The organism is Massilia sp. FBCC-B171 (assembly GCF_059134155.1).
Genome location: NZ_CP101443.1, coordinates 5,527,377 through 5,551,829, shown reverse-complemented (window position 1 = coordinate 5,551,829; position 24,453 = coordinate 5,527,377). Strand labels below are relative to the sequence as shown.

The 24,453-nt window shown below is 60.3% G+C and carries 22 protein-coding genes; 8 read left to right on the top strand and 14 right to left on the bottom strand.

Features of this window, described 5'->3' with window-relative positions:
* Positions 1-5 precede the first annotated feature (5 nt).
* Positions 6-962, bottom strand: a complete 957-nt coding sequence (locus tag NMB41_RS25100) for a LysR family transcriptional regulator (RefSeq protein ID WP_494380444.1) — start codon at positions 960-962, stop codon at positions 6-8.
* Between the two features lie 148 nt (positions 963-1,110).
* Here NMB41_RS25100 and NMB41_RS25095 point away from each other — a divergent pair, with 148 nt between their 5' ends.
* Complete coding sequence (locus NMB41_RS25095; protein ID WP_494380443.1) at positions 1,111-1,302, top strand: hypothetical protein; 192 nt, start codon at positions 1,111-1,113, stop codon at positions 1,300-1,302.
* 83 nt (positions 1,303-1,385) lie between these two features.
* Here NMB41_RS25095 and NMB41_RS25090 read toward each other — a convergent pair.
* The 8 genes from NMB41_RS25090 to NMB41_RS25055 all read right to left on the bottom strand — a co-directional run bounded on the left by NMB41_RS25090 (position 1,386) and on the right by NMB41_RS25055 (position 8,281).
* A protein-coding gene (locus tag NMB41_RS25090) for an IS3 family transposase (protein WP_494378262.1) occupies positions 1,386-2,758 on the bottom strand; the annotation gives its coding sequence in 2 pieces (ribosomal slippage) (positions 1,386-2,284 and positions 2,284-2,758; 1,374 coding nt in all).
* 84 nt (positions 2,759-2,842) lie between these two features.
* A complete protein-coding gene (locus tag NMB41_RS25085) occupies positions 2,843-3,439 on the bottom strand; it encodes a chalcone isomerase family protein (RefSeq protein WP_494380442.1) in 597 nt (198 codons plus the stop codon).
* 23 nt (positions 3,440-3,462) lie between these two features.
* A complete protein-coding gene (locus tag NMB41_RS25080) occupies positions 3,463-5,079 on the bottom strand; it encodes a methyl-accepting chemotaxis protein (protein WP_494380441.1) in 1,617 nt (538 codons plus the stop codon).
* Positions 5,080-5,209: 130 nt separating this feature from the next.
* Positions 5,210-5,746 carry a DUF1003 domain-containing protein gene (locus tag NMB41_RS25075; RefSeq protein ID WP_494380440.1) on the bottom strand — a complete coding sequence of 179 codons (537 nt, stop codon included), beginning with the start codon at positions 5,744-5,746 and terminating at the stop codon, positions 5,210-5,212.
* A gap of 52 nt (positions 5,747-5,798) precedes the next feature.
* A complete protein-coding gene (locus NMB41_RS25070) occupies positions 5,799-6,059 on the bottom strand; it encodes a YfhL family 4Fe-4S dicluster ferredoxin (RefSeq protein ID WP_494380439.1) in 261 nt (86 codons plus the stop codon).
* Positions 6,060-6,085: 26 nt separating this feature from the next.
* Positions 6,086-6,583, bottom strand: coding sequence for a pantetheine-phosphate adenylyltransferase (gene coaD, locus NMB41_RS25065; RefSeq protein WP_494380438.1), 498 nt, complete (start codon positions 6,581-6,583; stop codon positions 6,086-6,088).
* A gap of 114 nt (positions 6,584-6,697) precedes the next feature.
* The gene (rsmD, locus tag NMB41_RS25060; RefSeq protein ID WP_494380437.1) at positions 6,698-7,354 is read right to left on the bottom strand and encodes a 16S rRNA (guanine(966)-N(2))-methyltransferase RsmD; all 657 of its coding nucleotides are present in this window, start codon (positions 7,352-7,354) and stop codon (positions 6,698-6,700) included.
* Positions 7,355-7,384: 30 nt separating this feature from the next.
* Positions 7,385-8,281: a DUF6279 family lipoprotein gene (locus NMB41_RS25055; RefSeq protein WP_494380436.1), complete on the bottom strand. Its 897-nt coding sequence runs from the start codon at positions 8,279-8,281 to the stop codon at positions 7,385-7,387.
* A gap of 27 nt (positions 8,282-8,308) precedes the next feature.
* Between NMB41_RS25055 and glmU the strand changes: the two genes are divergently transcribed.
* Positions 8,309-9,685, top strand: a complete 1,377-nt coding sequence (glmU, locus tag NMB41_RS25050) for a bifunctional UDP-N-acetylglucosamine diphosphorylase/glucosamine-1-phosphate N-acetyltransferase GlmU (RefSeq protein WP_494380435.1) — start codon at positions 8,309-8,311, stop codon at positions 9,683-9,685.
* A gap of 102 nt (positions 9,686-9,787) precedes the next feature.
* Here the strand turns inward: glmU and NMB41_RS25045 are convergent, their stop codons facing one another.
* On the bottom strand, positions 9,788-10,261 hold the full coding sequence (locus tag NMB41_RS25045; RefSeq protein WP_494380434.1) for an Lrp/AsnC family transcriptional regulator: 474 nt from the start codon (positions 10,259-10,261) through the stop codon (positions 9,788-9,790).
* 158 nt (positions 10,262-10,419) lie between these two features.
* On the opposite strand from NMB41_RS25045, the gene glmS reads away from it, so the two are divergent.
* Complete coding sequence (gene glmS, locus NMB41_RS25040; RefSeq protein ID WP_494380433.1) at positions 10,420-12,249, top strand: glutamine--fructose-6-phosphate transaminase (isomerizing); 1,830 nt, start codon at positions 10,420-10,422, stop codon at positions 12,247-12,249.
* A 167-nt stretch (positions 12,250-12,416) separates the two neighbouring features.
* Here the strand turns inward: glmS and NMB41_RS25035 are convergent, their stop codons facing one another.
* Positions 12,417-12,722, bottom strand: coding sequence for a ubiquitination-like system serine protease family protein (locus tag NMB41_RS25035; protein WP_494382905.1), 306 nt, complete (start codon positions 12,720-12,722; stop codon positions 12,417-12,419).
* Positions 12,723-12,889: 167 nt separating this feature from the next.
* Between NMB41_RS25035 and NMB41_RS25030 the strand changes: the two genes are divergently transcribed.
* From NMB41_RS25030 to NMB41_RS25010, 5 genes are all read left to right on the top strand, one after another.
* A protein-coding gene (locus NMB41_RS25030) for an IS3 family transposase (protein ID WP_494380432.1) occupies positions 12,890-14,445 on the top strand; the annotation gives its coding sequence in 2 pieces (ribosomal slippage) (positions 12,890-13,352 and positions 13,352-14,445; 1,557 coding nt in all).
* 729 nt (positions 14,446-15,174) lie between these two features.
* A complete protein-coding gene (locus NMB41_RS25025) occupies positions 15,175-16,638 on the top strand; it encodes a DUF3375 domain-containing protein (protein ID WP_494380431.1) in 1,464 nt (487 codons plus the stop codon).
* Positions 16,622-17,359, top strand: coding sequence for a DUF4194 domain-containing protein (locus NMB41_RS25020; RefSeq protein WP_494380430.1), 738 nt, complete (start codon positions 16,622-16,624; stop codon positions 17,357-17,359). Before NMB41_RS25025 ends, NMB41_RS25020 begins: the two co-directional genes overlap by 17 nt.
* Positions 17,356-20,712: an ATP-binding protein gene (locus NMB41_RS25015; protein WP_494380429.1), complete on the top strand. Its 3,357-nt coding sequence runs from the start codon at positions 17,356-17,358 to the stop codon at positions 20,710-20,712. The genes NMB41_RS25020 and NMB41_RS25015 overlap by 4 nt, the downstream gene beginning before the upstream one ends.
* Positions 20,687-21,952 (top strand): Wadjet anti-phage system protein JetD domain-containing protein, encoded by a 1,266-nt coding sequence (locus NMB41_RS25010; protein ID WP_494380428.1) that lies wholly within the window; start codon positions 20,687-20,689, stop codon positions 21,950-21,952. The genes NMB41_RS25015 and NMB41_RS25010 overlap by 26 nt, the downstream gene beginning before the upstream one ends.
* A 348-nt stretch (positions 21,953-22,300) precedes the next feature.
* On the opposite strand, the gene NMB41_RS25005 is transcribed toward NMB41_RS25010, so the two are convergent.
* The 3 genes from NMB41_RS25005 to NMB41_RS24995 all read right to left on the bottom strand — a co-directional run bounded on the left by NMB41_RS25005 (position 22,301) and on the right by NMB41_RS24995 (position 24,252).
* Entirely contained in the window at positions 22,301-22,537 is a 237-nt protein-coding gene (locus NMB41_RS25005; RefSeq protein ID WP_494380427.1) for an outer membrane lipoprotein, read from the bottom strand.
* 286 nt (positions 22,538-22,823) lie between these two features.
* A complete protein-coding gene (locus NMB41_RS25000; RefSeq protein WP_494380426.1) occupies positions 22,824-23,231 on the bottom strand; it encodes a hypothetical protein in 408 nt (135 codons plus the stop codon).
* Between the two features lie 22 nt (positions 23,232-23,253).
* Entirely contained in the window at positions 23,254-24,252 is a 999-nt protein-coding gene (locus NMB41_RS24995; RefSeq protein WP_494380425.1) for an NADP-dependent oxidoreductase, read from the bottom strand.
* Between the last annotated feature and the right edge of the window lie 201 nt (positions 24,253-24,453).

Here is a 24,453-nt window from a genome sequence, read left to right as displayed (position 1 = left end):
TAATCTCACGCCGCGGCGCGTTCGCCCTTCGGCGCCGTCGCGATCGCCGCCGTCGTCTCCAGATTATTGCGCAGCCAGCGGTGCGCCGGGCTGCGGCCGTCGCGCTCGTGCCAGAGCATGTCCAGGTGCACCGCCGGCAGGGCGAAGGGCAGTTCGCGCCAGACCAGCGAATCGGTCATTCCCGTCGAACTCATCAAATGCTTCGGCAGCACCGTGATCAAATCGGAATTCGCCACCACCCGTCCCGCCGTAAAGAACTGGTTCACGGTAAGTAAAATGCGGCGTTCGCGTCCGATTTGCGCCAGCGCTTCATCGACCAAACCGTGGGCGCGGCCCGAGAAGCTCACCAATAAATGGTTTGCCTTGCAATAGGTGTCGATGTCGAGCTTCTGGCCGGCCAGCGGGTGGCTCTTGCGCATCACGCACACGTACTGGCCGGAATACAGGCGCTCGTGGCGGATCGGGGAGCCGGTTTCGTAGGACAATTGCGCCGCCACGCCAGGGAAGAAGCCGACGGCCAGATCGATGTCGCCGCGCAGCAGCATCGGCCGCGGTTCGCGCGTGGTCAGCGGCACCATGCGGATGTTCACGCCCGGCGCTTCGCTTTCGATCGAGCGCATTAAGGATGGCAGCCAGTAGGCGGCGGTGGCGTCGGCCATGGCCATGCGGAAGGTTGCCTGCGCCTTTGAAACGTCGAAAGTTTCCGGCATCACGGCCGCTTCCAGCGATTGCAGCGCGGCGCGCACGGCGGGCCACAGCGCTTCGGCGCGCGGCGTCGGTTTTACGCCATAGGCGGTGCGGATCAGGAGTTCGTCGCCCAGACTTTCGCGCAGGCGTTTGATGGCGTTCGAGACGGCCGGCTGGGTCATGGCCAAATGGCCGGCAGCGCGCGTCAGATTTTGCTCGGTCATGACTGCGTCGAACACGCGCAGCAGGTTCAGGTCCAGCGTCAGGAAGCTCATGGCAGTGTCTCGGTAACGATGTTGGTCTGCATCAAAGTGTACTCCATTTCATTCACGATCAATATAAGGCTCATCAGAAAACGGAATTGGATTTATATGTTGCGGCGCACTATAGTTAGTAAAAATATCGTCGTCTCATCTAAAAATCATGCCGCTAGCCGAAGCTTTTACGTTTATCCCACTGCTGCCGATCGCGGACCTCGCGATTGGCGCGCTGGTATTGGTGCTGCTCGCCGGCCTCGTGCTGTTTTTCTGGCCCCTGCTCTCGGGCCTGGTGCGCGCCCTGGTGTTGACCGTGCGCCCACGCCGCATTGCAAAGAACACGCCGCGCGCCGCCTGAGTCTGCGCCTGCCCCACCCGCCATAAAAAAAACGCGGCGCCCGGTTACCTGTGAACTGACCCCATAAAGTTGGACGGTTAAATCTAGTCAGCTGCAAAGGGCTGGGTTCTGTATTGAACAGGACTCAGCCCTTTTAGCTTCATCTTGATGCGGTCGTAATTGTAGTAGCGGATGTAGTTCTTGAGACCGGTTTGCAGTTCGTCGACGCTGCTGAATTTGTTCAGGTAGAAAAACTCCGACTTCAGCACGGCAAAGAAGCTTTCCATGGCGGCGTTGTCCAGGCAGTTCCCCTTGCGTGACATGCTCTGCTCGACGCTCTTCTGCCTTAAGGCCCGTTGGTAGGCCGACATTCGATACTGCCACCCTTGGTCCGAATGCAAGATCGGCTGGTCTCCCGGGTTGAGCTTTTTCAGCGCCTTTTTGAGCATGCTGCCTACCAGGCTAAATTCAGGCCGCTTGGCGGTCTCGAAAGCGATGATCTCGCCGTTGTACAAATCCATGACCGGGGACAAATACAATTTTTCGCCGGCCACATTGAACTCGGTGACGTCAGTCACCCATTTCTGATTGATGCACGTGGCCTCGAAGCGCCTTTGCAGAACATTTGGCGCAGCACTGCCCACTTCTCCTTTGTACGAGCGGTATTTCTTGGGTCGAACCAGTGACTTCAGGCCGAGCTTACCCATCAGGCTTTGCACCGTCTTGTGATTGACCTTCGTACCAAGCTGTCGAATGGCTGCCGTCACGCGCCGGTAGCCATAGCGCCCTTTGTGGCGGGCGAAGAGCGTACCGATCTGCGTTTTCAAGGCTTCGTACTTATCGCCCGTCTGAGCTATTTTCTGTTGATAGTAGAAGGTGCTGCGCGCCAAACCAGCCAGCTTCAGCAGGCCGGCAAGAGGGAAGTGTCGCCTCAGTTCAATGACTACTTGCGCTTTTTGCGCGTTGTCGTCCGCTGCTGTTGCTGCGCTTGAACCAAGGCTCTCAACTTTTTTAGGTAAGCTACCTCCATGCGCAGCTGGTTCACCTCAGCGACCAACTCTTCATGGGTACGGCCAGCTGCATCAGGCAGCGCTTCTGTTTTTGTATCCGGCACTTGAGGCATTTTCTTTGAACGGCCGCGCTTGCGCGGCGTCAGCGTTTCTAGACCGCCCGCATCATAACAGCGCTTCCATCGTCCGATGCATCCAGCGCTGCGAATATTGAATAACGCAGCAGCCTCCGCATTAGAAAGCTCATCGGCCCGCATGCGCTGTATCACTTCAAGTCGGAACTGTGCACTGTAATGGCTGAACTTCTTCTTCAGCCCATCAGCCCCATGGGCGCGGTACAGCTTCACCCAAGTCTCCAGGCTCTTGCGTGGGACATCGTGCAACTCGGCCAGCCGCTGATACCCCATCGTCCCGTGCAGATACTCGCGGACGACTTTGAGCTTGAGTTGCTCATCGTATTTCGTCATGAAAAACCCCCAAAAGTTGTGTCCAACTTTTGGGGGTCAGTTCACCCGGCGCCGCGTTTTTCATTTTATTTATCGACGCGCTTTTTAGCGTGCGTCGCCCAGCAGGGCCGGTTTCAGCGAGCGGTCGACCGGCTTGTCGCCCAGCCAGATGCGCAGCACGGCATTATAAAAATTCACGTCCGCCACCGGCTCGCCGATGCGCTTGCCGTTCAGTTCGCAGACGGTGCCCGTGCCCGGGATCCAGTCCATGTGCATCACGTCGCCCTTCTTGATGGCGTCGACGTTCGCGAACATTTCGCCGAACTTGCCGATCTGGCCGACGATCTTCGATTTTTCGCTTTTATCCAGATTCTCGTTGATGCCGTCCATAAAAGCTTTACCGAGGTCTTCGGCGGCGAGGTCGCGCGCCATCACCAGGGTGACGCGGCGCGGGCCTTCGAGTTTAAGGATGTCGGCCACGGCCGTCTTCTTTTCGGGCAAATACAGCCCGGCCGCATATACCTTGATGACGAGCTTGGTGCGCATGCCGGCGCCGTTGAGTTTCAATTCCTTGCCGCCGACCTTGTTCGTGTCTTCGAACTTGATGCCGTTGACGTCGATGGCGGCCTGGGCGCTGCAGGCGAAGGCCATGGCGAGGGTGGCGGCCGTCAGGGTGGTTGTAGTGTGTTTGATGAGGGTCATGCTGTCTCCAGGGTAATGATCGTTCAGCCGTTCTGTGCGGCTGGTGCGGGTAAAAGTGCTGCGTTTGTCTGCGCCAGCGCGGGACCGGCCGCTGGCGTCGCCAATTTGAAAATGCTGACCGCGCGCGCCAGTTGCGCGGCCTGCTCCTGCATCGATGCTGCGGCCGCGGCCGCTTCCTCGACCAGGGCGGCGTTTTCCTGGGTGGTCTGGTCCATGTCGACCACGTTCCGGCTGACCTGGGCGATGCCCGCGCTTTGCTCGGCGCTGGCGGCCGTGATCTCGGCCATGATGTCGGTGACGCGGCGCACGCTGTCAACCACTTCGCGCATGGTCGCCCCGGCCTGCTCGACCAGGACGCTGCCGGCGCGCACCTTGTCGCTCGAGTCGCCAATTAAGACCTTGATTTCCTTGGCCGCCGCCGCCGAGCGCTGGGCCAGGCTGCGCACTTCGGCCGCAACCACCGCAAAACCGCGCCCCTGCTCGCCGGCGCGCGCCGCTTCCACCGCCGCATTCAAGGCCAGGATATTCGTCTGGAAGGCGATCGAATCGATGACGCCGATGATGTCGACGATGCGTTGCGAGGAGGCCGTGATCGAGCCCATGGTGTCGACCACTTGCGCCACCACGGCGCCGCCGCGCGCGGCCACCGTCGAGGCTTGCGCAGCCAGGGCATTTGCCTGGCGCGCATTGTCGGCGTTTTGCTGGACGGTACCGGTCAGTTCGCGCATCGACTCGGCCGTGTCGCCGAGGGAAGCGGCTTGCTGCTCGGTACGCGAGGACAGGTCGATATTGCCGCTGGCAATTTCGCTTGATGCGGTCGCCATCGCTTCGGTGCTGACGCGCACGTCGGCGACGATGCGCTGCAGGCTGTCGTTCATGTGGCGCAGGGCGTGCATCATCTGCCCGGTTTCATCCTGCGTGTCGACCCGGATCTCGCTGGTCAAGTCGCCATCGGCCACGCGGCGCGCGATTTTCACGACGTGGCGCAGCGGCCGCACGATGCTGCGCGTTGCCAGCCAGGCCACGCCCAGCGAAATGCAGGCGGCCACCGCGGCCAGGGCCAAGACCAGCAGTTGGGTGCGCCGGGTCACGGCGGCGGCGGCGTCGCCGGCGGCGGTCATGGCGGCGTTTTGATAGGCGATGAATTTGTCGAGCTGTTCAAAATATTTTGCTTGCTGCGGCCGCAGCGAGAACATGAATTTCACCATCGCCTCGTCCTTGCGGTCTTCCAGCACGAGTTTGGTGAATGCCGCCTGGGCCGGCAGGAATTTATTCTGGATCGTGGCCAGGCTGGCGAGAATTTTCACGCCCTCGGGGTCGCTGGCGCTGCGCGCCAGATTGGCGACGGCGGCGCTGGCATTGCCGCTTTTTTGCGTGGCGTTGTCGAGTTCCTTGCGCACCTGGTCGGGATCGGTCATCACCAGCACGCTGAGCATGCCGCGCGTGGCTTCGTTGACGTCGGCTTTGATCGCATTCGCGCTGACCGTATTGGCGTAGCGCAGGTGGATCAGCGCCCCCATTTCATCGTTCAGGCTGGCAAGGCGGGTATACGACAGGCCAGCCAGTATGACCAGCAAGGAAATGACCACCCCAAAACCAATGGCCAGCCGCTGGCCGATGCGCAAGTTATTGATATTCACCGCACTCCCCGTTCTTTCGAAAAAAGTATGATCGTGCTAAAACAGCAATATCAATATAGCACCGAAATCTTGTCGAAAATCAAGATGTACGGACTATTTCAATGCTGCAAGAGCACAATACAACGGGAAATTATTTGGTCTGGCGGTCGATCGCTTCGAGGACGGACGTGGTGTCGGCCGGCTTGGCCAGTTCGTCGGCCTGGGCGTCGTGCTTGTTGGCGAGATTCGGGGATTCGCGCCGTATGTCTTCGAGCATGGCGATGATCTTGCTGGTCTTTTCGTCGGACAGCAGGCTGATCTGCAAGTCGAGATGGGCATTTCGTTCGGCCAGCTTCGACATCCGGTTTTGCCGGATCAGCACGGTCGTGGAAATGATGAAGGCGTTCAGGGAAACGAAACCCTGCAGCCAGAAGAAAGGCGGCTCGTCCGGTTGCGTCAGGTCAAAGACCGGGGCAAGGGAGTTCCAGGCGATCCAGCAGACGATGAACACCGCATTCGCCGCAAAATAGCCGGGACTACCGAGGAAGAAACTGATTCTTTCGACGAGTTTCTGGGCCGGCGTGGCGCGTTGCTCGTGCCGTTCGCAGTATTCGGCAATGGTGCCGATATTCTCGTCGATTGTGGACGGCAGTGCTTCTTGTGAGGATGGGGAGCGTGGATTGGCCATGGGCCGAGCATAGCAGGCAGTACAAACCGCCGTCGCGCACGCGCTCCGGCGTTCAGGCGGCGTTTTTATCGGCCGTCAGGCGTTCGTACTTGGCCAGCAGTTCTTCGCGCGTTTCGCGCCAGGCCGGGTCGAACGGAATACAGGCGACCGGGCACAGCACCTGGCAAGTCGGTTCGTCGAAATGGCCGACGCATTCCGTGCATTTATGCGGATCGATCACATAAATCTCTTCGCCCATCGAAATGGCGTCGTTCGGGCACTCGGGCTCGCACACGTCGCAATTGATGCATTCGTCGGTAATCAGTAAGGCCATGGTGCTACTTGAATCTCAATGCCAGGTCAGGCTTGCGGCGGGGTCATGGATGCAATTTTGCTTTGCAGCCAGCGGTCCACCGATGGGAAAACGAATTTCGACACGTCGCCGCCGAGCATCGCGATTTCGCGCACGATGGTGCCGGAGATGAACTGGTACTGGTCGGACGGGGTCAGGAACAAGGTCTCGACGTCCGGCAGCAAATAGCGGTTCATGCCGGCCATCTGGAACTCGTACTCGAAGTCGGACACGGCGCGCAGGCCGCGCACGATGACGCGCGCATCATGTTTGCGCACGAAATCTTTCAGGAGGCCGGAAAAACTCTCGACCTTCACGTTCGGGTAATGGCCCAGCACCTCGTTGGCGATCTCCAGGCGCTCCTCGAGCGAGAAGAACGGTTTCTTGTTCTTGCTGTCCGCGACACCGACGACGAGCGTATCGAACAGACCGGATGCACGGCGGACCAGATCTTCATGGCCGCGGGTGAGCGGGTCGAAGGTACCTGGATAAACGGCTACTACCATTGCGGCTCCCTGGAGGGTTGAACACCTGTGTTGAACGCGCATTATGCCTGAAAATCCAGCAGTTGCCCCAGCGCGGGGCCCGTTTTGCCCGACAATTGGGCAAACATAGGGCGTTTAAGCCTTGTTTTCGTGCAAGTTGTCGTGCAACTTCAGCAGGTGATAGAAGACCATGCCGGCTTTGTCGGCCCGCACTTGCTCCCACGGCAATAACCAGTCCGGGGCATCCTCCCCCTGCGGCAGCGCGTATTCCGCTTCCGCATAGACCATGCCGTCTTGCTTGAGCAAGTCGACGCACAGCGGCAATGCTTTGCCAATGAAATCCTGCTGGTAAGGTGGATCGAGGAAGATCACGTCATAGCGCTGGCCGCGCAAGGCCAGGTCGCGTGCCATCGTCAACGCGTCGCCACGCAGGACGGTGACGTTCTCGGCCTTAAGCAAATCCTTGTTTTCCTGCAGCTGGCGCGCGACCGGTGCATAGGAATCGAGCATGGTGACCGAGCGCGCGCCGCGGCTGGCCGCCTCGAAGCCAAGCGCGCCGCTGCCGGCGAACAAATCGAGGCAATCGACCTGCTCCCAGTCGCCGCCGACCTGGTGGCGGATCCAGTTAAACACGGTTTCGCGCACGCGGTCGGGCGTCGGGCGCAGGCCCTGGGCATCGAGCACCGGCAGCAGGCGGCGTTTCCATTCACCGCCGATGATGCGGACCTGTTGCGGCGCCAGGCGCGGACGCCCGTGCTGGCCCTGGGGTTTATTCGCTGGCTTTTTTTGCATGGCGCGCACTATAACAGAGCTTGCATTTCCCTATTTCGCTTCCTTCGCCAGCACATTCAACTCATTGATCCAGCCCTGGATGCGTTTATGGGCATGCGCTTTCTGGGCCGGCGTCGCAATCCGGATCGCCGTCAGGATGTAATTGATCGTCGCATTGGTATAGCTGTCATAAAAGCCTTTGCGGTCGGGCGCGTCCATGCGGGCGAAGAATTCGCGCAGCATCGAGGTGATCATGGCACTCGTTTGTTCCTTGCTCGGCTTTTCTTGCTGAATCTTGCGCGCCAGGGTGAGGATTTTACGTTGGCGCAGCATGCGTTCTTCCAGCCAGGTGGCGCTGTCCAGGGGACGGGCGTCGGAAGCGCGGCGCAAGACCTTTTCCTGCTCGTCGCTGAAACCGCCGAACCAGAGCTTGAATTGGTCCATCGATTTGTCGAAGCGGGCGTCGTTGCGTTTTTCGACGCTGCCACTGACGAATTTGCGGCGGTATTCGTCGTTTTTCTTCTTGAACCGCTCTTCCATCTGCTCGATCTGGTCGGGCGTGAGCGAACGGGCCAGGTCGACCATGTCGGGCACGGCCTTCATGGCCAGGATTTCGGTGTGGCTGCGTATGGCGCGGTAATCGGCCAGCAGGTCGGCCTGGGTCGGATTGCCGGCCAGCTGACTCTGGAAGGTGCCGAGCAGGGCCGCATAGTCGTCGAGCTGGGTTTTGCGGTGCCATTGAAACAGTTCGCCAATGTCGCGTTTGACGCCGTCGGCCTGTTCGCCTTCAAAATCGACATAGGCGTCGAGCCACCAGTACAGTAAGGTGTCGCCATGGTTGTAACTGAAGCGGATCGTGCTGCAGGCGGCGGTTAAAGCGAGCAATACAATCAAGAACAACGCACGCGTGCGCTGGAATACGGTGTCATGCGTGATAAACTTTTTCATCTTATTAACTCTTATTGAATACGGCTTATGAACGTTGTCATCCTTGCCGCCGGCATGGGAAAGCGCATGCAGTCCGCGCTGCCTAAAGTGTTGCATCCGCTGGCTGGGAAGCCGCTTTTGCAGCATGTGATCGATACCGCCCGCCTGCTGCGGCCGAGCAAATTATGCGTGATTTACGGACACGGCGGCGCAGCGGTGCCGGAGATGGTGGCAAAACTGGCAACATCCGGCGAAGCGCCGATCGATACCGCGCTGCAACAGCCGCAGTTGGGCACCGGCCACGCCGTGATGCAGGCCGTGCCGCAGCTGGACGAAACCGTGCCGACGCTGGTGCTGTACGGCGACGTGCCGCTGACGACGTCCGACTCGCTGCGCCGCCTGGTGGAGGCTGCCGCTAGCGACAAGCTCGGCATTCTTACCGTCGAGCAGGCCAATCCCTTTGGCCTGGGCCGCATCGTGCGAGAAGATGGCCGCATCGTGCGCATCGTCGAAGAAAAGGATGCGAGCGAGACCGAACGCGCGATTCGCGAAATCAACAGCGGCATCCTGGTGGTGCCGACGCGTCATTTGAAGCGCTGGCTGGCGGCGCTGTCGAATAACAACGCGCAGGGCGAGTACTACCTCACCGATATCGTCGCGCAAGCCGTGGCCGATGGGGTGGAAGTCGTGTCCGCCTCGCCTGCGGGCGAATGGGAAGTGGCCGGCGTGAACAGCAAGGTGCAGCTGGCCGAACTCGAGCGCCGCCACCAACTGAATATCGCCAACGCGCTGCTGGAAAAAGGCGTGACCCTGATGGACCCAAGCCGCATCGACGTGCGCGGCGACCTCATTTGCGGGCGCGACGTCACGATCGACGTCGGCTGCGTGTTCGAGGGTCGGGTGGAATTGGCCGATGGCGTGACGGTGGGGCCGCATTGCGTGCTGGTGAACGCTCACATCGGCGCCGGCGCCCAGATCAAACCCTTCTGCCACATCGAACAGGCAACGGTCGGTCCTAAATCGCAGATCGGCCCATATGCGCGCCTGCGCCCGGGTACCGAACTGGGTGAAGACGTCCATATCGGTAACTTCGTGGAAATCAAGAACAGCCAGGTCGCTGCGCACAGCAAGGCGAACCACCTGGCTTATGTGGGCGACGCCACCATCGGCTCGCGTGTAAACATCGGCGCCGGCACCATCACGTGTAATTACGACGGCGCGAATAAATTCCGCACGGTGATCGAGGATGACGCCTTTATCGGCAGCGACAGCCAGCTGGTGGCGCCGGTCACCGTCGGCAAGGGTGCGACGCTCGGCGCCGGTACCACGTTGACCAAGGATGCGCCGGCAGGCAAGCTGACCATTTCGCGGGCCAAGCAAATGACCATCGAGGGCTGGAGCCGTCCAGTGAAAAAGCCGAAGTAATCCACCGGTTTTACACGGGCTATTCACCGCCAATTCACAGGGGTATCCACTGGCTTATGCACGGGATACCCCTTGTTATTTCACAGGCTTATCCACAACCATTTATACGGCGATGCGGGTGTCGAATTTACTCCGGAACGTCGAAAAATAGGCTTTTACGTTGCGCACATTAGCATGGGTGGCAAACAGGCGGTGCGCCAGCGCGTGGTAGGCCGGCATGTCGGCCACCTGGATGATCAGGACGAAATCCGGACCCGGCGCGACGCGATAGCACTGCATTACCGCGTTTTCATTGGCGGCCAGTTTTTCGAACTGCGCCATCCGCTCGGCCGCCTGGACGTCGAGCGTGATCTCGACAATGGCAGTCAGGCGCGCGCCGACCTTGTCGGGGTCGACAATTGCTACTTGCCGTGAGATAACACCGTTCTCTGTTAACTGCTTGACGCGGCGCAGACAAGTCGGTGGTGACACATGAACGTGCTCCGCCAGCTCGGCATTCGTCTGCGATGCGTCAGTTTGCAGGACATTCAGGATGCGACGATCAAGCTCGTCGAGCGTGTTGGGGTCAAGTGTCATGAAATTTCCGATAACTATTTAGTCATAAATGAAAGAATATTTCATTTGTGTTGCGTCGTGAAATTTTATAACAAAAATAGGTGGATTCTGTACGCATATTTCATGGCTGTTGCCATAGGATACGCTTCATTGCTAATTTTTTATAACGAGGTAAGTTCATGTGCGGTATTGTCGGCGCAGTTGCTCAACGTAACATCACCCCTATCCTGATCGAGGGTCTGAAGCGCCTCGAATACCGTGGCTACGATTCCTGCGGCGTTGCGCTGCACGTCGAAGGCCGCCTGGCCCGTTCGCGCAGCACTTCGCGCGTGGCCGACCTGGAAACGCAAATCGCCGGCAGCGGCCTGCAAGGTTTCACCGGCATCGCCCACACCCGCTGGGCCACCCACGGCGCCCCGGCCTCGCACAATGCCCACCCGCACTTCTCGCCGAACGAAGACAGCGCGCGCATCGCACTGGTGCACAACGGCATCATCGAAAACCACGATGAACTGCGCGCTGAACTGACCGGCCTCGGCTACGTCTTCACCAGCCAGACCGACACCGAAGTCATCGCCCACCTGGTCGACCACATGTACAACGGCGACCTGTTCGACACCGTCCAGCAAGCCGTGAAACGCCTGCACGGCGCCTATGCGATCGCCGTCTTCTCGCGCGAAGAACCGCACCGCGTCGTCGCCGCCCGCCAGGGCTCGCCGCTGATCCTGGGCGTGGGCGAAGGTGAAAACTTTGTCGCCTCGGACGCCATGGCGCTGGCCGGCACCACGAACCAGATCATCTATCTGGAAGAAGGCGATGTCGTCGACCTGCAACTGTCGCGTTACTGGATCGTCGACGTCGACGGCAAGCCGGTCGAGCGTGAAGTCAAAACCGTGCACGCCCACACCGGCGCGGCCGAGCTTGGTCCGTACCGCCACTACATGCAGAAGGAAATCTTCGAACAGCCGCGCGTCATCGGCGACACCCTCGAGGGCGTCACCGGCATCATGCCGGAACTGTTCGGCGACAACGCCTACAAAATCTTCAAGGACATCGACCGCGTGCTGATCCTGGCCTGCGGCACCAGTTATTACGCCGGCCTCACCGCGAAATACTGGATCGAGAGCATTGCCAAGCTGCCGGTCAACGTTGAAATCGCCAGCGAATACCGTTACCGCGATAGCGTCCCGCACCCGAAAACCCTGGTCGTAACGATTACCCAGTCCGGCGAAACGGCCGACACCCTGGCCGCGCTGAAACACGCACGCAGCCTGGGCATGCCGCACACGCTGACCATCTGCAACGTCTCGACCAGCGCCATGGTGCGCGAATGCGAACTGGCCTACATCACCCGCGCCGGCGTCGAAGTCGGCGTCGCCTCGACCAAGGCATTTACCACCCAGCTGGCCGCCCTGTTCCTGCTCACGCTGACCCTGGCGCAAGTCAATGGCCGCTTGAGCGACGAAGAAGAAGCCGCGCACCTGAAGCAAATGCGCCACCTGCCGGTCGCAATCGCCGCCGTGCTGGCGCTGGAGCCGCAAATCATCGCCTGGGCCGAGGAATTCGCCCGCAAGGAAAACGCCCTGTTCCTGGGCCGCGGCATGCACTACCCGATCGCCCTGGAAGGTGCGCTGAAACTGAAGGAAATTTCGTACATCCACGCTGAAGCCTATCCGGCTGGCGAATTGAAGCACGGCCCGCTGGCCCTGGTGACCGAAGAAATGCCGGTCGTCACCATCGCCCCGAACGATGCGCTGCTGGAAAAGCTGAAGTCGAACATGCAGGAAGTGCGCGCCCGCGGCGGCCAACTGTATGTGTTTGCCGACGTCGATTCACGCATCACCTCGGGCGAAGGCCTGCACGTGATTCGTCTGCCGGAACACTATGGCGAGCTGTCGCCGATCCTGCACGTGTGCGCGCTGCAGCTGCTGGCGTATCACACGGCGCTGGCGCGTGGGACTGACGTGGACAAGCCACGCAATCTGGCGAAGTCGGTGACGGTGGAATAAAGCGGTTGAAGTAAGTCTGACCCCAGATGTGGCGCACTAAGAAGGTGCGCCACAAAATAAAAAAGATCACCACAAAACAAAAAAGATAGCCATCTGACTACACTGGATGGCTAGCTTCACGGTTCAAAGAAAAAGGGCGACTGGTCAAGTCGCCCTTTTTTCGCAATTTAGCCGGTGAAGAACTTCTTCAGCTTCACTAAAATACGCCGAACAGTGTCCGTAATACCTATTGGTCCGTTGTTAGTAGCCGGGTCCAACTTCTTTTCGTTGGAACGACTCGTTGTTGAAGTCGAGCCATCGCGCCTAGATCTGCCCGGATCGGGCATTGTCTGGAGGTCGATGGCAACCCGTTGCTGCACACGCTTTATCTTGTGTGCACTTACCTTCTGTACCCAGCGGACGCGATTCTCTTCGATGTAGTAATGAGACTTGCAATCGTAGTTCCAGTTGCCGATAGAAGGATAAAGAGACACCAACTGCCCATCTCGTTCGAGGCGCCACTCTGCCTTAGATAGCGGTGTGACGTATAGGTCGCGTGCCGTGGCCACATATTTAGACAAATACTTGCCCCCGGTGTCAGAATAGTTGTCGCGTCACTTGATGAAGTAAAGCCATACCGGGGACGGGCAAGAGAGAGCGTGTGAAGCAGTATTCAGCAGAACGAAAAGAAGCGTTACTACGGCAGATGATGCCGCCCCAGAACCGGGTGGTGTCGGAACTGGCCCGTGAGAGTGGGATCACCGAGCAGACGCTTTATACTTGGCGCCGTCAACTTCGTAATCAAGGAACGCCGGTGCCAGGTAGTGGGAAAAATGCTGAGGAATGGACTTCGGAGGACAAGTTCGCGGTGGTGCTCGAAACAGCAGCGCTGAACGAAAGCGAGCTGTCGGAGTATTGCCGCCGCAAGGGGCTTTTCGCAGAGCAGATCGCCACGTGGCGGGCTGCGTGCATGGCGGCTAACGTGAACGTGGCGCAGCAGGTGCGCGGTCAGCAGACGCAATCGAAGGAAGACAAGAAACGCATCAAGCAGCTGGAGAGGGACTTGCAGCGCAAGGAGAAGGCCTTGGCCGAGGCGGCAGCGCTGCTGATCCTGCGAAAAAAAGCCCAGGCGATCTGGGGGGACAAAGAGGAAGACTGATCAGCGTCCCAGATCGCCTGTCGTGTGTTGCGTTGATCCGCGAAGCAGAGGCAGCAGGTAGTCGGTTGTCACCGGCTTGCCAGGAGCTCGGCATTACCCTGCGTACGTTTCAGCGGTGGGTGCGCGACGGCGACGCTGCTGTAGCTGCCGACAGCCGCCCGACGAGTGCGCGGCCAGAGCCTGCCCACAAGCTCAGTGAGGACGAACGGGCCGAGATTCTCGCTGTCGCCAACAGCGAGGAGTTCGCCAGCCTGCCGCCAAGCCAGATCGTACCGACGCTGGCCGATCGCGGCGTTTATATGGCATCGGAATCGAGTTTCTACCGCGTGTTGAAGGCGGCTTCGCAGCAGCAGCATCGCGGCAAGGCAAAGAAGCCAAGTGCTCGCGTGCTCACAAGCCATTGCGCCGTGGCGCCGAACCAGGTTTGGAGTTGGGATATCACGTGGCTGCCGGCCGCGATCAAGGGCAAGTACCACTACTGGTACATGGTGCTCGACATCTACAGCCGGAAAATCGTCGGTCACGAAGTCCATGAGGCGGAATCGGCAGAGTCGGCAGCGCGGCTGATGCGCCGGGCCAGCTTGGCCGAAGGCCTGGCGGGCCGGCCGCTGGTTCTGCACTCGGACAACGGCAGCGCAATGAAGGGTTCGACAATGCTGGCCACGTTGGAACAGTTAGGCGTTGCACCGTCGTTCAGCAGGCCCCGCGTGAGTAACGACAATGCGTTCGCCGAGTCGCTGTTCAGAACCTGCAAATATCGCCCGGATTACCCAAGTAAGCCGTTCCAGACGCTGGAGGACGCACGCGCATGGACGCAGAAATTCGTGCGCTGGTACAACCAGGATCATAAGCACAGCGGCCTGAAATTCGTGACGCCGGCACAGCGCCACGGTGGTCAAGCCGGAGCGATCCTGGAACATCGCGAACAAGTGTATCGACAGGCCAGAAGCCGCCATCCGCAGCGCTGGTCGCGGGGTGTCAGAAACTGGAATCTGGACGATCATGTCTGGTTGAATCCGGAACGGATTCGGCCAGAAGAATCAAAGCAGGTTGCGTGAGATGACGCGACAACTACGTTGACAAACACCGCCTGCTGGAACCGCTCGGCTATATACCGCCGGCCGAAGCTGAGGCAAACTATTACGAGCAACTGAGCAGTCAAGCCATTCCGGCCTGACTCACACTAACCGGCCTCCATGAAAGCCGGGGCGATTCAGGCTGAGTAGCCGCGCGGTCTCGACACTGCGCACGCCCAACACCGGTAGCTTCGCGGGATGGGCGATGGCGCAGGGCCTTGAAATTATCCGTAGCGTCGGTGGGAATAGGGAGAATTTTCCCTAATGTTTGTCACTTAAGGACGCTTGAAAAACCTAGATTGTGTTCGTCAAACATAAATTAAGTTAGTCAAACTGTGGATCATGTTTGTCAATTTCGGCGGTGAACATTAACAGCATCCATCCCGAGCACTGAATCGCTTAGCCGATGAGCCCATCGCTATCTCCGGAGAACGATGGGCTTGTTTTTTTGTTGGGCATACTTCGCTATTAGGCAGCTGAACAGTTAGAACCTCTGAGTGTGCCGATGAGCTCCACCGACCAGAAGACCGGCACGTAGTCGGCTCGACCAGGTCCTAGAAGGCGCCTCGGTGTTCTTTCCTTAAGCGATGCTGGCAGTAGAATAAAAACTAGACGCATCCAGAAACTCGCCATATACTTTTGGCAATAAATATCGGTCCGGGAGGTCCGTGTGAGCTGCGGCGAAGCCAGTGAAGCAGTGAGGAGAGCGCCTTGAAGGCCCTTCGCGGTGCTTCTGCCCTCCGCAATCTGCGCGAGCAGCCGCTGTGGCGTCTGCTGGCGGCCACAAAGGCGCCGGCGGTCATCGCGATGCTGCAGTCGCTGTTCGCGGATACCGAGAAGGCGCTCCCAAGTTCGGTGCTCCATGAACGGTTGACCCGGGACCTTGAGTCCCTACGCTCCGCAGGCGAGGACCTTCCGCAGACGCCACAGGCCTATGTCGCGGAGTGGCTTACCCAAGGCTGGCTGACGCGCCGATTCCCTGCGGGAGCCCCCGAGGAAGAGTACGAGCTTTCGGCAGACACGCTGACGGCCCTGCGCTTTGTCATGGGCCTTCTGAAACCGCGAACCACCGCAACGGAAAGCCGACTGTCAGTAGTCATCCATCAGCTGTCGCGGCTCGCCGACGAGACCAATATCAGCCCCTCGGCGCGCTTGGCCGCGCTGCATGCGGAGCGCGACCGAATAGACAGGGCGATTGCCGAAGTGCAGCGGGTTGGGGTGAGGACCTTGCCTAACGACCGCGCCATCGAACGCGCCCGCGAGGTCATCGCACTGGCGCAGGAACTTGCATCTGACTTCAGGAGCGTCCGCGATGAGTTCGAGCGGCTCAACCGCGGCCTGCGCCAAAGCCTGATGGAAAACGAGGGCAGTCGCGGCGACGTTCTGGAGCAGCTGTTCGCCGGCGTCGATCTCATCGGGGAGAGCGATGCCGGACGTACGTTCAACGCCTTCTGGCGGCTGCTCACGGACAGTGAGCAGGCTGCTACGCTCCGTGAGTCACTTGACGACGTGGCGAGTCGGCCCTTTGCCCGGGAGTTGGAGTCGCACGAGCGGAAGTTCCTGCTTGGCTTGACCGGCGCTCTCTTGAACGAAGGGCGAGGCGTGCACGACGTGCTCCAGCACTTCGCGCGCAGCTTGAAGAGCTTCGTGCAGAGCCGGGAGTTCCTTGAGCACCGGCGCCTGCATGGCTTGCTCAAGGAGGCAACCCAGGCGGGGCTTGCGGCCAAAAACATGGTCCGCCCGAACACGCAGGTCGGCTTTGAGCTGATGCAGTCAAGCAGCCGCATCCGTTCGGTGTCGCAATGGGTACTGTTCGACCCGGCACAGCGGGTTACCAACTCTTCGATGCTGGCTGCGGAGCCGTCCGAGCTTGACCTCGAAACCGTCAGCGAACTCGTGCGGCAATCGGAAATCGACTTTCGCACATTGAAGCAGCATGTGCGCTCGGTTCTCGAGCGCCAATCCCAAGCCACCATTGGCCAGGTGCTGGCTGAGTTCCCTGCCGAGCAAGGACTTGGCAGCGTTGTCGGCTACGTCGCGCTAGGTGCGAAGCACGGCGAAGTCACCGAAGGTTCCGAAGTCGTCAAATGGCGGGGCGAGGACGCCGCGCAGCGTAGCGCCAAGGTGCCTGCCATCTATTTCATGAGGGAGCGCTATCTTGAGCTCGTGGACTGAAGCGGTCGATGAGGCTGGGAACGACACTGCTTCTGACAACGACGCTGCTGTCGATGCGGAGCGCAAAGAGTCTGCCACCTTCCTCGGAGATACCGGCTCACTGCCCATCGACACTCGGCGAGTACTAGTGCAACTGCTGCTTGGTCCCTCGGTCGATGCACGGCGCCAATCGAAACTGTGGCCAGTGCTGCTGCGCGATGAAGCAGTCATCCGCTCGCGTCTGCATGAACTTTTCCTCGAGGTGGTCATCGACCACGAGCAGCAGGTGGCGTTCACGCGCCAGGTGGTCTCGGATGAACTCGAAGTCCCCATCCTTCTTCGCAAGGCCTCATTGACGTTCCTGGAGACCGCACTGCTCCTTTTCCTGCGACAGCGCTTGACCCAAGCGGACGCCCAGGGCGAGCGCGCGGTGGTGTCGCTGTCGGACATGCAGGAGTACCTCGGAGTCTTCGAGCGCGACAACAACCCGGACCACGCCAAGTTTGGTCGTCAGGTGGTCAACGCTGTGGACAAGGCCAAGAAGCTGAGCCTGCTCCAGCGCATCCGTAGCTCCGACGAACGCTATGAAGTCGCACCGACCCTGAAGCTGCTGTTCTCGGCCGAGGAGATTCAGCAGCTCACTCGAACCTATGCACAGCTGGCACAGGCGCCGCAGACGACGAGTGAACCGGACGACTCTGTTGCGGTTGATGTGGCCGACGAAGATGAGGAGGGCATGTGAATCCCTTTCAACCGTCACTCGCACTCGATGGCGCGAGCGACCAGTTCCGCCTGGCACGCATCCAGACCTTCAACTGGGGGACGTTCTCGAACGTCTTTGACTTTCCCATCCCGCCACAGGGCTACCTCTTTGTCGGTCCTTCCGGGTCGGGAAAGTCAACTGTCCTCGATGCGCATGCGGCCTTGATGACACCGCCGAGGTGGGTGGACTTTAACGTTGCTGCACGTGAGGCCGAGCGGCACGGCCGCGACCGTAATGTCATGACCTACTTGCGTGGTGCATGGGCTCAACAGACAGGTGACGGCGGCGAGTACGTGTCGCAATACCTGCGCAGCGGTACGACTTGGTCCGCCATCGCCGAGACCTACCGCAACGAGCAGGGGCGTATCGTGGTGCTCGCGCAGGTTCTGTGGGTAAGGGGGAACTCGACTGCGCCAGCAGACGCGAAGCAAGTGTTCCTCACGCTCGAGCGTGAGTTCGATGTCCAGGAGTTGGAGTTCTTCGCGAAGAACGAGTTTGACGCGCGTCGCTTCAAGCATGACTTGCCGGATGCGAAGGTCCACACGGAGTTCAGCGCCTACCAGGAGCGTTTTCGTCGGCTGCTGGGCATCGACAACGAGCGCGCGCTTCGTCTGCTGCACAAGACGCAGTCGGCGAAGAACTTGGGCGACCTGAACGTGTTCTTGCGCGACTTCATGCTCGACGAGCCCGAGGCCTTCGGCATTGCCTCCAGCCTCGTCAACGAGTTTGGCGAGCTCAACGAGGCACACCAGGAGGTGGTGGCTGCTCGCAAGCAGATTCAGACGCTCAAGCCGGCGCGCGACGAGTACATGAAGCTTGACCAGGGCAATAACGAACGCAATGGCCTCCAAGCCATCGAGACAGCCATCGACCAGTACCGCGAGCATCGGCGCAAGCTGCTCGTTGATGAACGGATTGCGGAGCTGGAGGTGGATAAGGAAGGCTCAAGGCAGGAGGCCCTGCGCCTGACGCAGATTGCCAACGACGAATTCGTCAAGCTGACGGACCTGCAGCGCCAGAAGTTCAACCTCGGCGCGGATGTTCTTGACCGGCTCGAAGAGGACATCAAGGCGGCGGAAGCAGAGAAGCCGGGACGAATGGCCAGGCGCGACCAGGCCGCAGCCGCATGCCAGGCCATGGGGTGGGCAGTGCCTGACAGCGTCGTGTGGTTCGTTCAGCGTGTGGAGGCAGCCAAGCAACGTGTGTTGAAGGCGCGGGAGTTAAAGATGGAGGTCGAGGATCGCAAGGACCAGCTCAAGACCGACCATCGGCTGGCTAGCGAAGAGTTCGCCAAGACGGTGGCCGAAGTCAGAGCACTTGAACGCCAGAAGTCGAATTTGCCCGCACGACTCGTAAACCTGAGGGAGCGTATGGCGCGCGACCTTTCACTCCCCGAGGAGAAGCTTCCGTTCGTCGGTGAATTGGTCGAGGTGCGGCCCGACGCCAGCGAATGGCGCGGAGCCATCGAGCGCGTTCTGGGCGGGTTCGCACGGTCTATCCTCGTTGACGATAAGGACTACCCGGCTGTCTCGGCGTACCTGAACGAGCGCGATATCGGCGAGCGGCTGGTGTACTTTCGGACCGTCCAACATTCTCAAGGACGGACGCCTGGACCGAATTCGCTGGTGCGCAAGCTGAACTTGGCCGGAGGAAGCTTTGGCGACTGGGTGCGAGAGGAGCTGAAGCATTCGTTCGACCTCGAGTGCGCTGACACATTGCAGGCGTTTCGCAACGCCTCCCGTGCCGTCACTCAGGAGGGCTCTGTCAAGCACAACACGATGCGGCACGAGAAGAACGACCGCCACTCAGTCAATGACCGCAGTCAGTGGGTGCTGGGCTTCGACAACAAGGAGAAGTTGACGTTCTACAAGAACAAGGCGGCAGAGCTTGGTGGACGCATCTCCGAATTGCAGACGGCGCTGGACAAGATTCGAGACGAAGAGGATCTCCAGCAGAACCAGCTGCTGCACTGCCAGACCCTGTCGAACTTGACCTGGAACGATGTCGATGTTGGCTCCCTGCTCACTCGCATCGACGACCTGAAGGCGCGTTTGAAGGCGGAGCGGGAGGCGAGGCCCGACCTCGCGGTCCTGGACGACCGCATCAAGGCGCAGGAAGGTGTCCGCGCAACCGCTATCGACAAGAAGAATGAAGAGGACGCCAAGGGACGAGGAATCGCCAAGGAAATCGACCGGCTGCACGGCAAGCTCGACGATCTTGCGCGCTTGTGGCCCGGCTGCGACCGGCCGCCAGCGTTCGCAGAGCAAATTTCCGCACGCTATATCGCGACCGGTAAGGAATTGATCCTCGAAAATATCGACCAGGTGACGGGGCTAGTAGAGCGAGCTCTCAACGCCGAGCTCCGTGCGCTGGAATCCAGTTTGGCCGACCTGCGGAATGCCATTGTGCAGCGCTTTGTTGAGTTCAATCGGCTTTGGCCGGCAGTTGCTGGAGGCCTGGACGCCACGCTCGCCAGCGCCGAGGACTACCTGGCCAAGCTCAAGCGTCTGGAGGACGACAACCTGCCTGCGTACGAGGACAGATTCTTCGCGTTGCTACGTGAGCAGAGCGACCAGAACCTCACGTTGCTGGCGACCAAGCTTGATGAGGAGCGGTCGGCCATTCGGGCGCGGATGGAGCTCGTCAACGAGAGTCTGCGAACTGCACCCTTCAACGCGGGCACGCACCTGGTCATCGACACGACTGACAAGTCGCTCGAAGACGTTCGGCTCTTCCGCGCCAGCTTGAGGGAGTCACTCAGCCACTCGTTCTCGAACGACCGCGACCTGGCCGAAGAGCGTTTCAAGGCGCTGGCCGCGCTGGTGAAGCGCCTCGCGAGCCAAGAAACCGTGGACAAGAACTGGCGCAACCTCGTGCTCGATGTGAGGCAGCACGTCGAATTCGTAGCCCGCGAGCTCGACGAGGCTGACATCGAGGTCGAGGTCTACCGCAGCGGCGCCGGCAAGTCAGGCGGGCAGCGCCAGAAGCTTGCGGCCACCTGCCTGGCCGCAGCACTTCGCTATCAACTGGGTGGCCAAGACCGGGCACTTCCGAGCTACTCCACGGTCGTGCTCGACGAAGCGTTCGACAAGGCGGATGCCGAGTTCACTGCGATGGCGATGAACATCTTCAAGACCTTCGGGTTCCAGATGATTGTAGCCACGCCCTTGAAGTCGGTGATGACACTCGAGCCCTTCATTGGCGGTGCGTGCTTCGTGCACATCAAGGACCGCAAGAAGTCAGCCGTCATTCCCATCGAGTACGACGGCGAGACTCAGCGCCTAAAGTTGACACAGGACGTGCGCCATGCCGAAGAAGCTTCTGTCTCCTGAAGCTGCGCGCGAGTTCCTGATTCGCCGCTTCAATAACCAGCACCAGACCTGGGTAGCTGGGGGCGGGAGCTGGCCACTGGATGTTTCCTTGGGCGCTCCGACGCAGAAGGACATTGCCGAAAACCCGGTCGCGGTCAGGCGCTGGGCGAGCGCGTGGCAGTCCCGGACCGGACCAGGCGAGGTCGCCTTCGAAGAGCGGCAGTTCGCTCTGTTCGGAAAGCATCGGCTGCCGGTAAGCCTGACCTTCTCCGATGCCAGCCAGGTTACAGCGGCCGTTGGCCAGGGCAGACGCTGGTCAACAGCCGTGGAACGCTATCAACGGATGCTGCGCCGCTGGCCTTTGCTCGGACAGGAGAGTGCGCTGGCGTCGAAGTTCGATGTCCTTGCTGACTATGGGAATGAGGACTTCGAGCGCTTGATGTCCCTGCTGGCGTGGCTGGAGTCGAACCCGAAGTCTGGCCTTTACCTTCGCCAGTTGCCGGTGGAGGGCTTGGACACAAAGTGGCTTGAGAAACGGACTGGCTTGGTTGCCACGCTTCTTCGGGCTTTGCGCGCGGCGGCCCCGGACGACGAAAGCGACTTTCACGAGCTGTGCGGACTACGCAAGCCGGCGCATCGCGCTCGCGTCCGGCTTCTTTGTCCCTTCCTGCGGACGCTCGTCGGCGGTCTGTGCGACATCGAGGCGCCGGTAGGCGAGCTAGCAAAGCTGCCTATCGCTCCGAAAGCGGTGGTCATCGTTGAAAACCTGGAGACAGGGCTTGCGCTTCCGGACCTGCCGGGTGTGGCTGTGGTCATGCGTCTGGGGAACGCAGTCAGCGCGCTCGGCACGCTGCCCTGGCTACAGGAAGCCGACGCAGTGTACTGGGGTGACATCGACACGCACGGCTTTGCCATCCTGGACCGTGCTCGCCGAGCGGTGCCGCATTTGCGGTCCGTGCTGATGGACGAGGCTACGCTGCATTCCCATCGAGCGCTATGGGTGCAGGAAGCATCCCAATGCCCCAACCTATCGTTGGAAGCACTGACCGCCCAAGAGCGGTCCTGCTACGACCACCTGCGAGCGCATGCCTGGGGTCAACGTGTGCGCCTTGAGCAGGAACGGTTGGGGTGGCGTAAGGCCATGGAGACGTTGATGGAGACGCTCGGCACGTCGACGCTTAGCGGGCTGAACGGGGCGCCATCAGTTGAATCGCTTGAATTGGCTCTTACTGACTACTCTGCGTCACACAGCGAAGTTTGAAAAACAATGACAAGCGGGTAACATACGTAAGCTATTGATTTAATGGACGTGGAGTTGACAAACTTAATCTACGCCTTTCAACGCTCTTGTCAGCAACTAATAAGTTCGCCACAAACTAGTAAAGTTAGCCGCGAGCTAATCAAGTTTGCTACAACCTCACAGGCCCGGCGCCAGGCGCCGGGCCTCCTCGCAAAGCCCGCGCAAGCCTATTTTTTTCCACCACAGCCGTGCGCCATGTTGCTCAGGCCAGGGCTGATGATGGCATCGGTCCGACCGCTGCAGGCGGCGCTTTGCCTGGCTGGCCATGGCCCGTTTCGCCATCTGGCGCGCTGCAGCTTGTCATACGGTTCAGCCGTTCATCTGCACGATGCCGTCGACAATCTTGACATGGTCACCGTTACGCCATTCAGGTTGCGTTGCCTGTGCGACAGTGCGCGTCGAGCCATTGTTCATGTGGACCCTGATTTCATAGCTCCGCGTGGCTCTTGCCTTTTTCTCGATCTGGTTTCCGGCGAAGGCACCACCGATCGCGCCGACCACGGTCATCGCCTGCTTGCCGTGGCCGCCGCCGACCTGGTTGCCCAACAGGCCGCCAACAACGGCGCCCCCCCGCAGCGCCTAGCCCGCTACCCTCGCCGCCGGTGCTAATTGTACGGACCGATTCGACGGTGCCGCAATTCTGGCAAACCAGCGTTTGGGCCCGGCGTACCGGCTCGGCACGGGATGGGTGGTAAGCAACCTGCTTGGGCGCCACATGCCGAGGCGCTGCATGGATCGCCTGCGGGGCAGGGTTAGCAGGCACCGCAGCCAACGCAGGTTGCACCAGCGTTGACGCAGCAGTCTCGGCGTTGGCGCCCGCTGAAGTCGGAATTCATCCCATGAGGGCGGCGGTCCCGGTCAGGCAGACCAGCACGACGGCGCTGCTGGCAGCGATCAGCATCGGATGGGCGCGACTCTTCGAAGCGCTATTGACGGGCATGTTCATGATGATTCCTGGTGGGATGTGAATCTGGGGGTGACAGGGAGCGGCCCATGCGGGCGTGTTCGATTTCTTTTTTAACCGCTTGTACGAAACACATTTTTTCTTGTTGGCACCGTTATCCGCTTTTCGAAGCGTGCCTCCCGTGGCTTGCCGTACATAGCCCAAAATCAATGCGCAAGCGCTGAGCGTCCGAAATGCCGATCCCATCCGACTCCAGGGATGCATCCGCATGGGCAATACCGAGTTGCCAGGAATAATAAAAAAGCCCGGACAGCAATGCCCGGGCTTGTTGATCATGGGTGACGCCAACCTGGGTCCGTTATCGGGTCAGCTTGACCAGCTGTTTGCCGAAGTTCTTGCCCTTGAGAAGGCCCAGGAATGCTTCGGGCGCGTTGGCCAAGTCCTGCGCGATCGTTTCGCGGTACTTGAGCTTGCCGCACGCGACGAGCATGCCCAGTTCGTTCAGGCCCTGGGGCCAGAACTCCATGTGCTCGCCGACGATGAAGCCGCGCATGGTCAGGCGCATGACCAGCACCGCGCTGAAATTATTCACCGGAACGGGCTCGCCGTTATACCCGGCGATCAGGCCGCAGACGGCAATCCGGCCGAACGGATTCATGCGTGCGAGCGAGGCGTCCAGCACTGGGCCGCCGACGTTTTCGAACACCGCGTCGATCCCGTCCGGGGTGGCCGCGGCAAGGTCGGCCACCAGGTTGCCGGCCTTGTAGTCGACGCATGCATCGAAGCCCAGTTCGTTGACCACGTAATCGCACTTCTCCTTGCCCCCCGCGATGCCGACCACGCGGCAGCCCTTCAGCTTGGCCAACTGGCCGACGACGCTGCCGACCGCACCGCTGGCGGCCGATACCACCACGGTTTCGCCGGGTTTCGGGACCATGATCTGGTTCAGGCCGTACCAGGCGGTCATGCCCGGCATGCCCACCACGCCCAGATAGGCCTGCAGCGGAACCTCGCTGGTGTCGATCTTGCGCAGGGTGCTGCCGTCCGCGACGCCCATTTCGGCCCAGCCCAGATAGCCGACGACCTTGTCGCCGACGGCGAATTCCGGGTGCCTGGAGGCGACCACTTCGCCCACCGTGCCGCCGGCCATGGTGGCGTTCAGTTCCACCGGCGGCATGTAGCTTTTGCCCTCGTTCATGAGTGAGCGCATGTACGGGTCGACCGTCAAGTACTCGTTGCGGACCAGCACTTCGCCGTCCTTCAGTTCGGGAACCTCGACCGTTTCGAGCCGGAAGTTGTCTAGCGTGGCCTCGCCCGTGGGACGCGAGGCCAGCACGATGCGTTGGAATGTCGTCATGCTTCTATCTCCTGTAGCGCCGGGACGCCGCCGTCTATCGCCAGCGCCTGTCGGCCGGTGTGCTTGCCTGCGGCTTTACTCGCATGCCAGGCGTACGCTGCGTACACAGCGACGACGACTGAAAGGCTGGCAACCCGCGCAAACAAAAGACCTAGAGTGGCCGCCCGTTCGCAGGCTGTCAAGCTGCGCAAGGCAAAGACC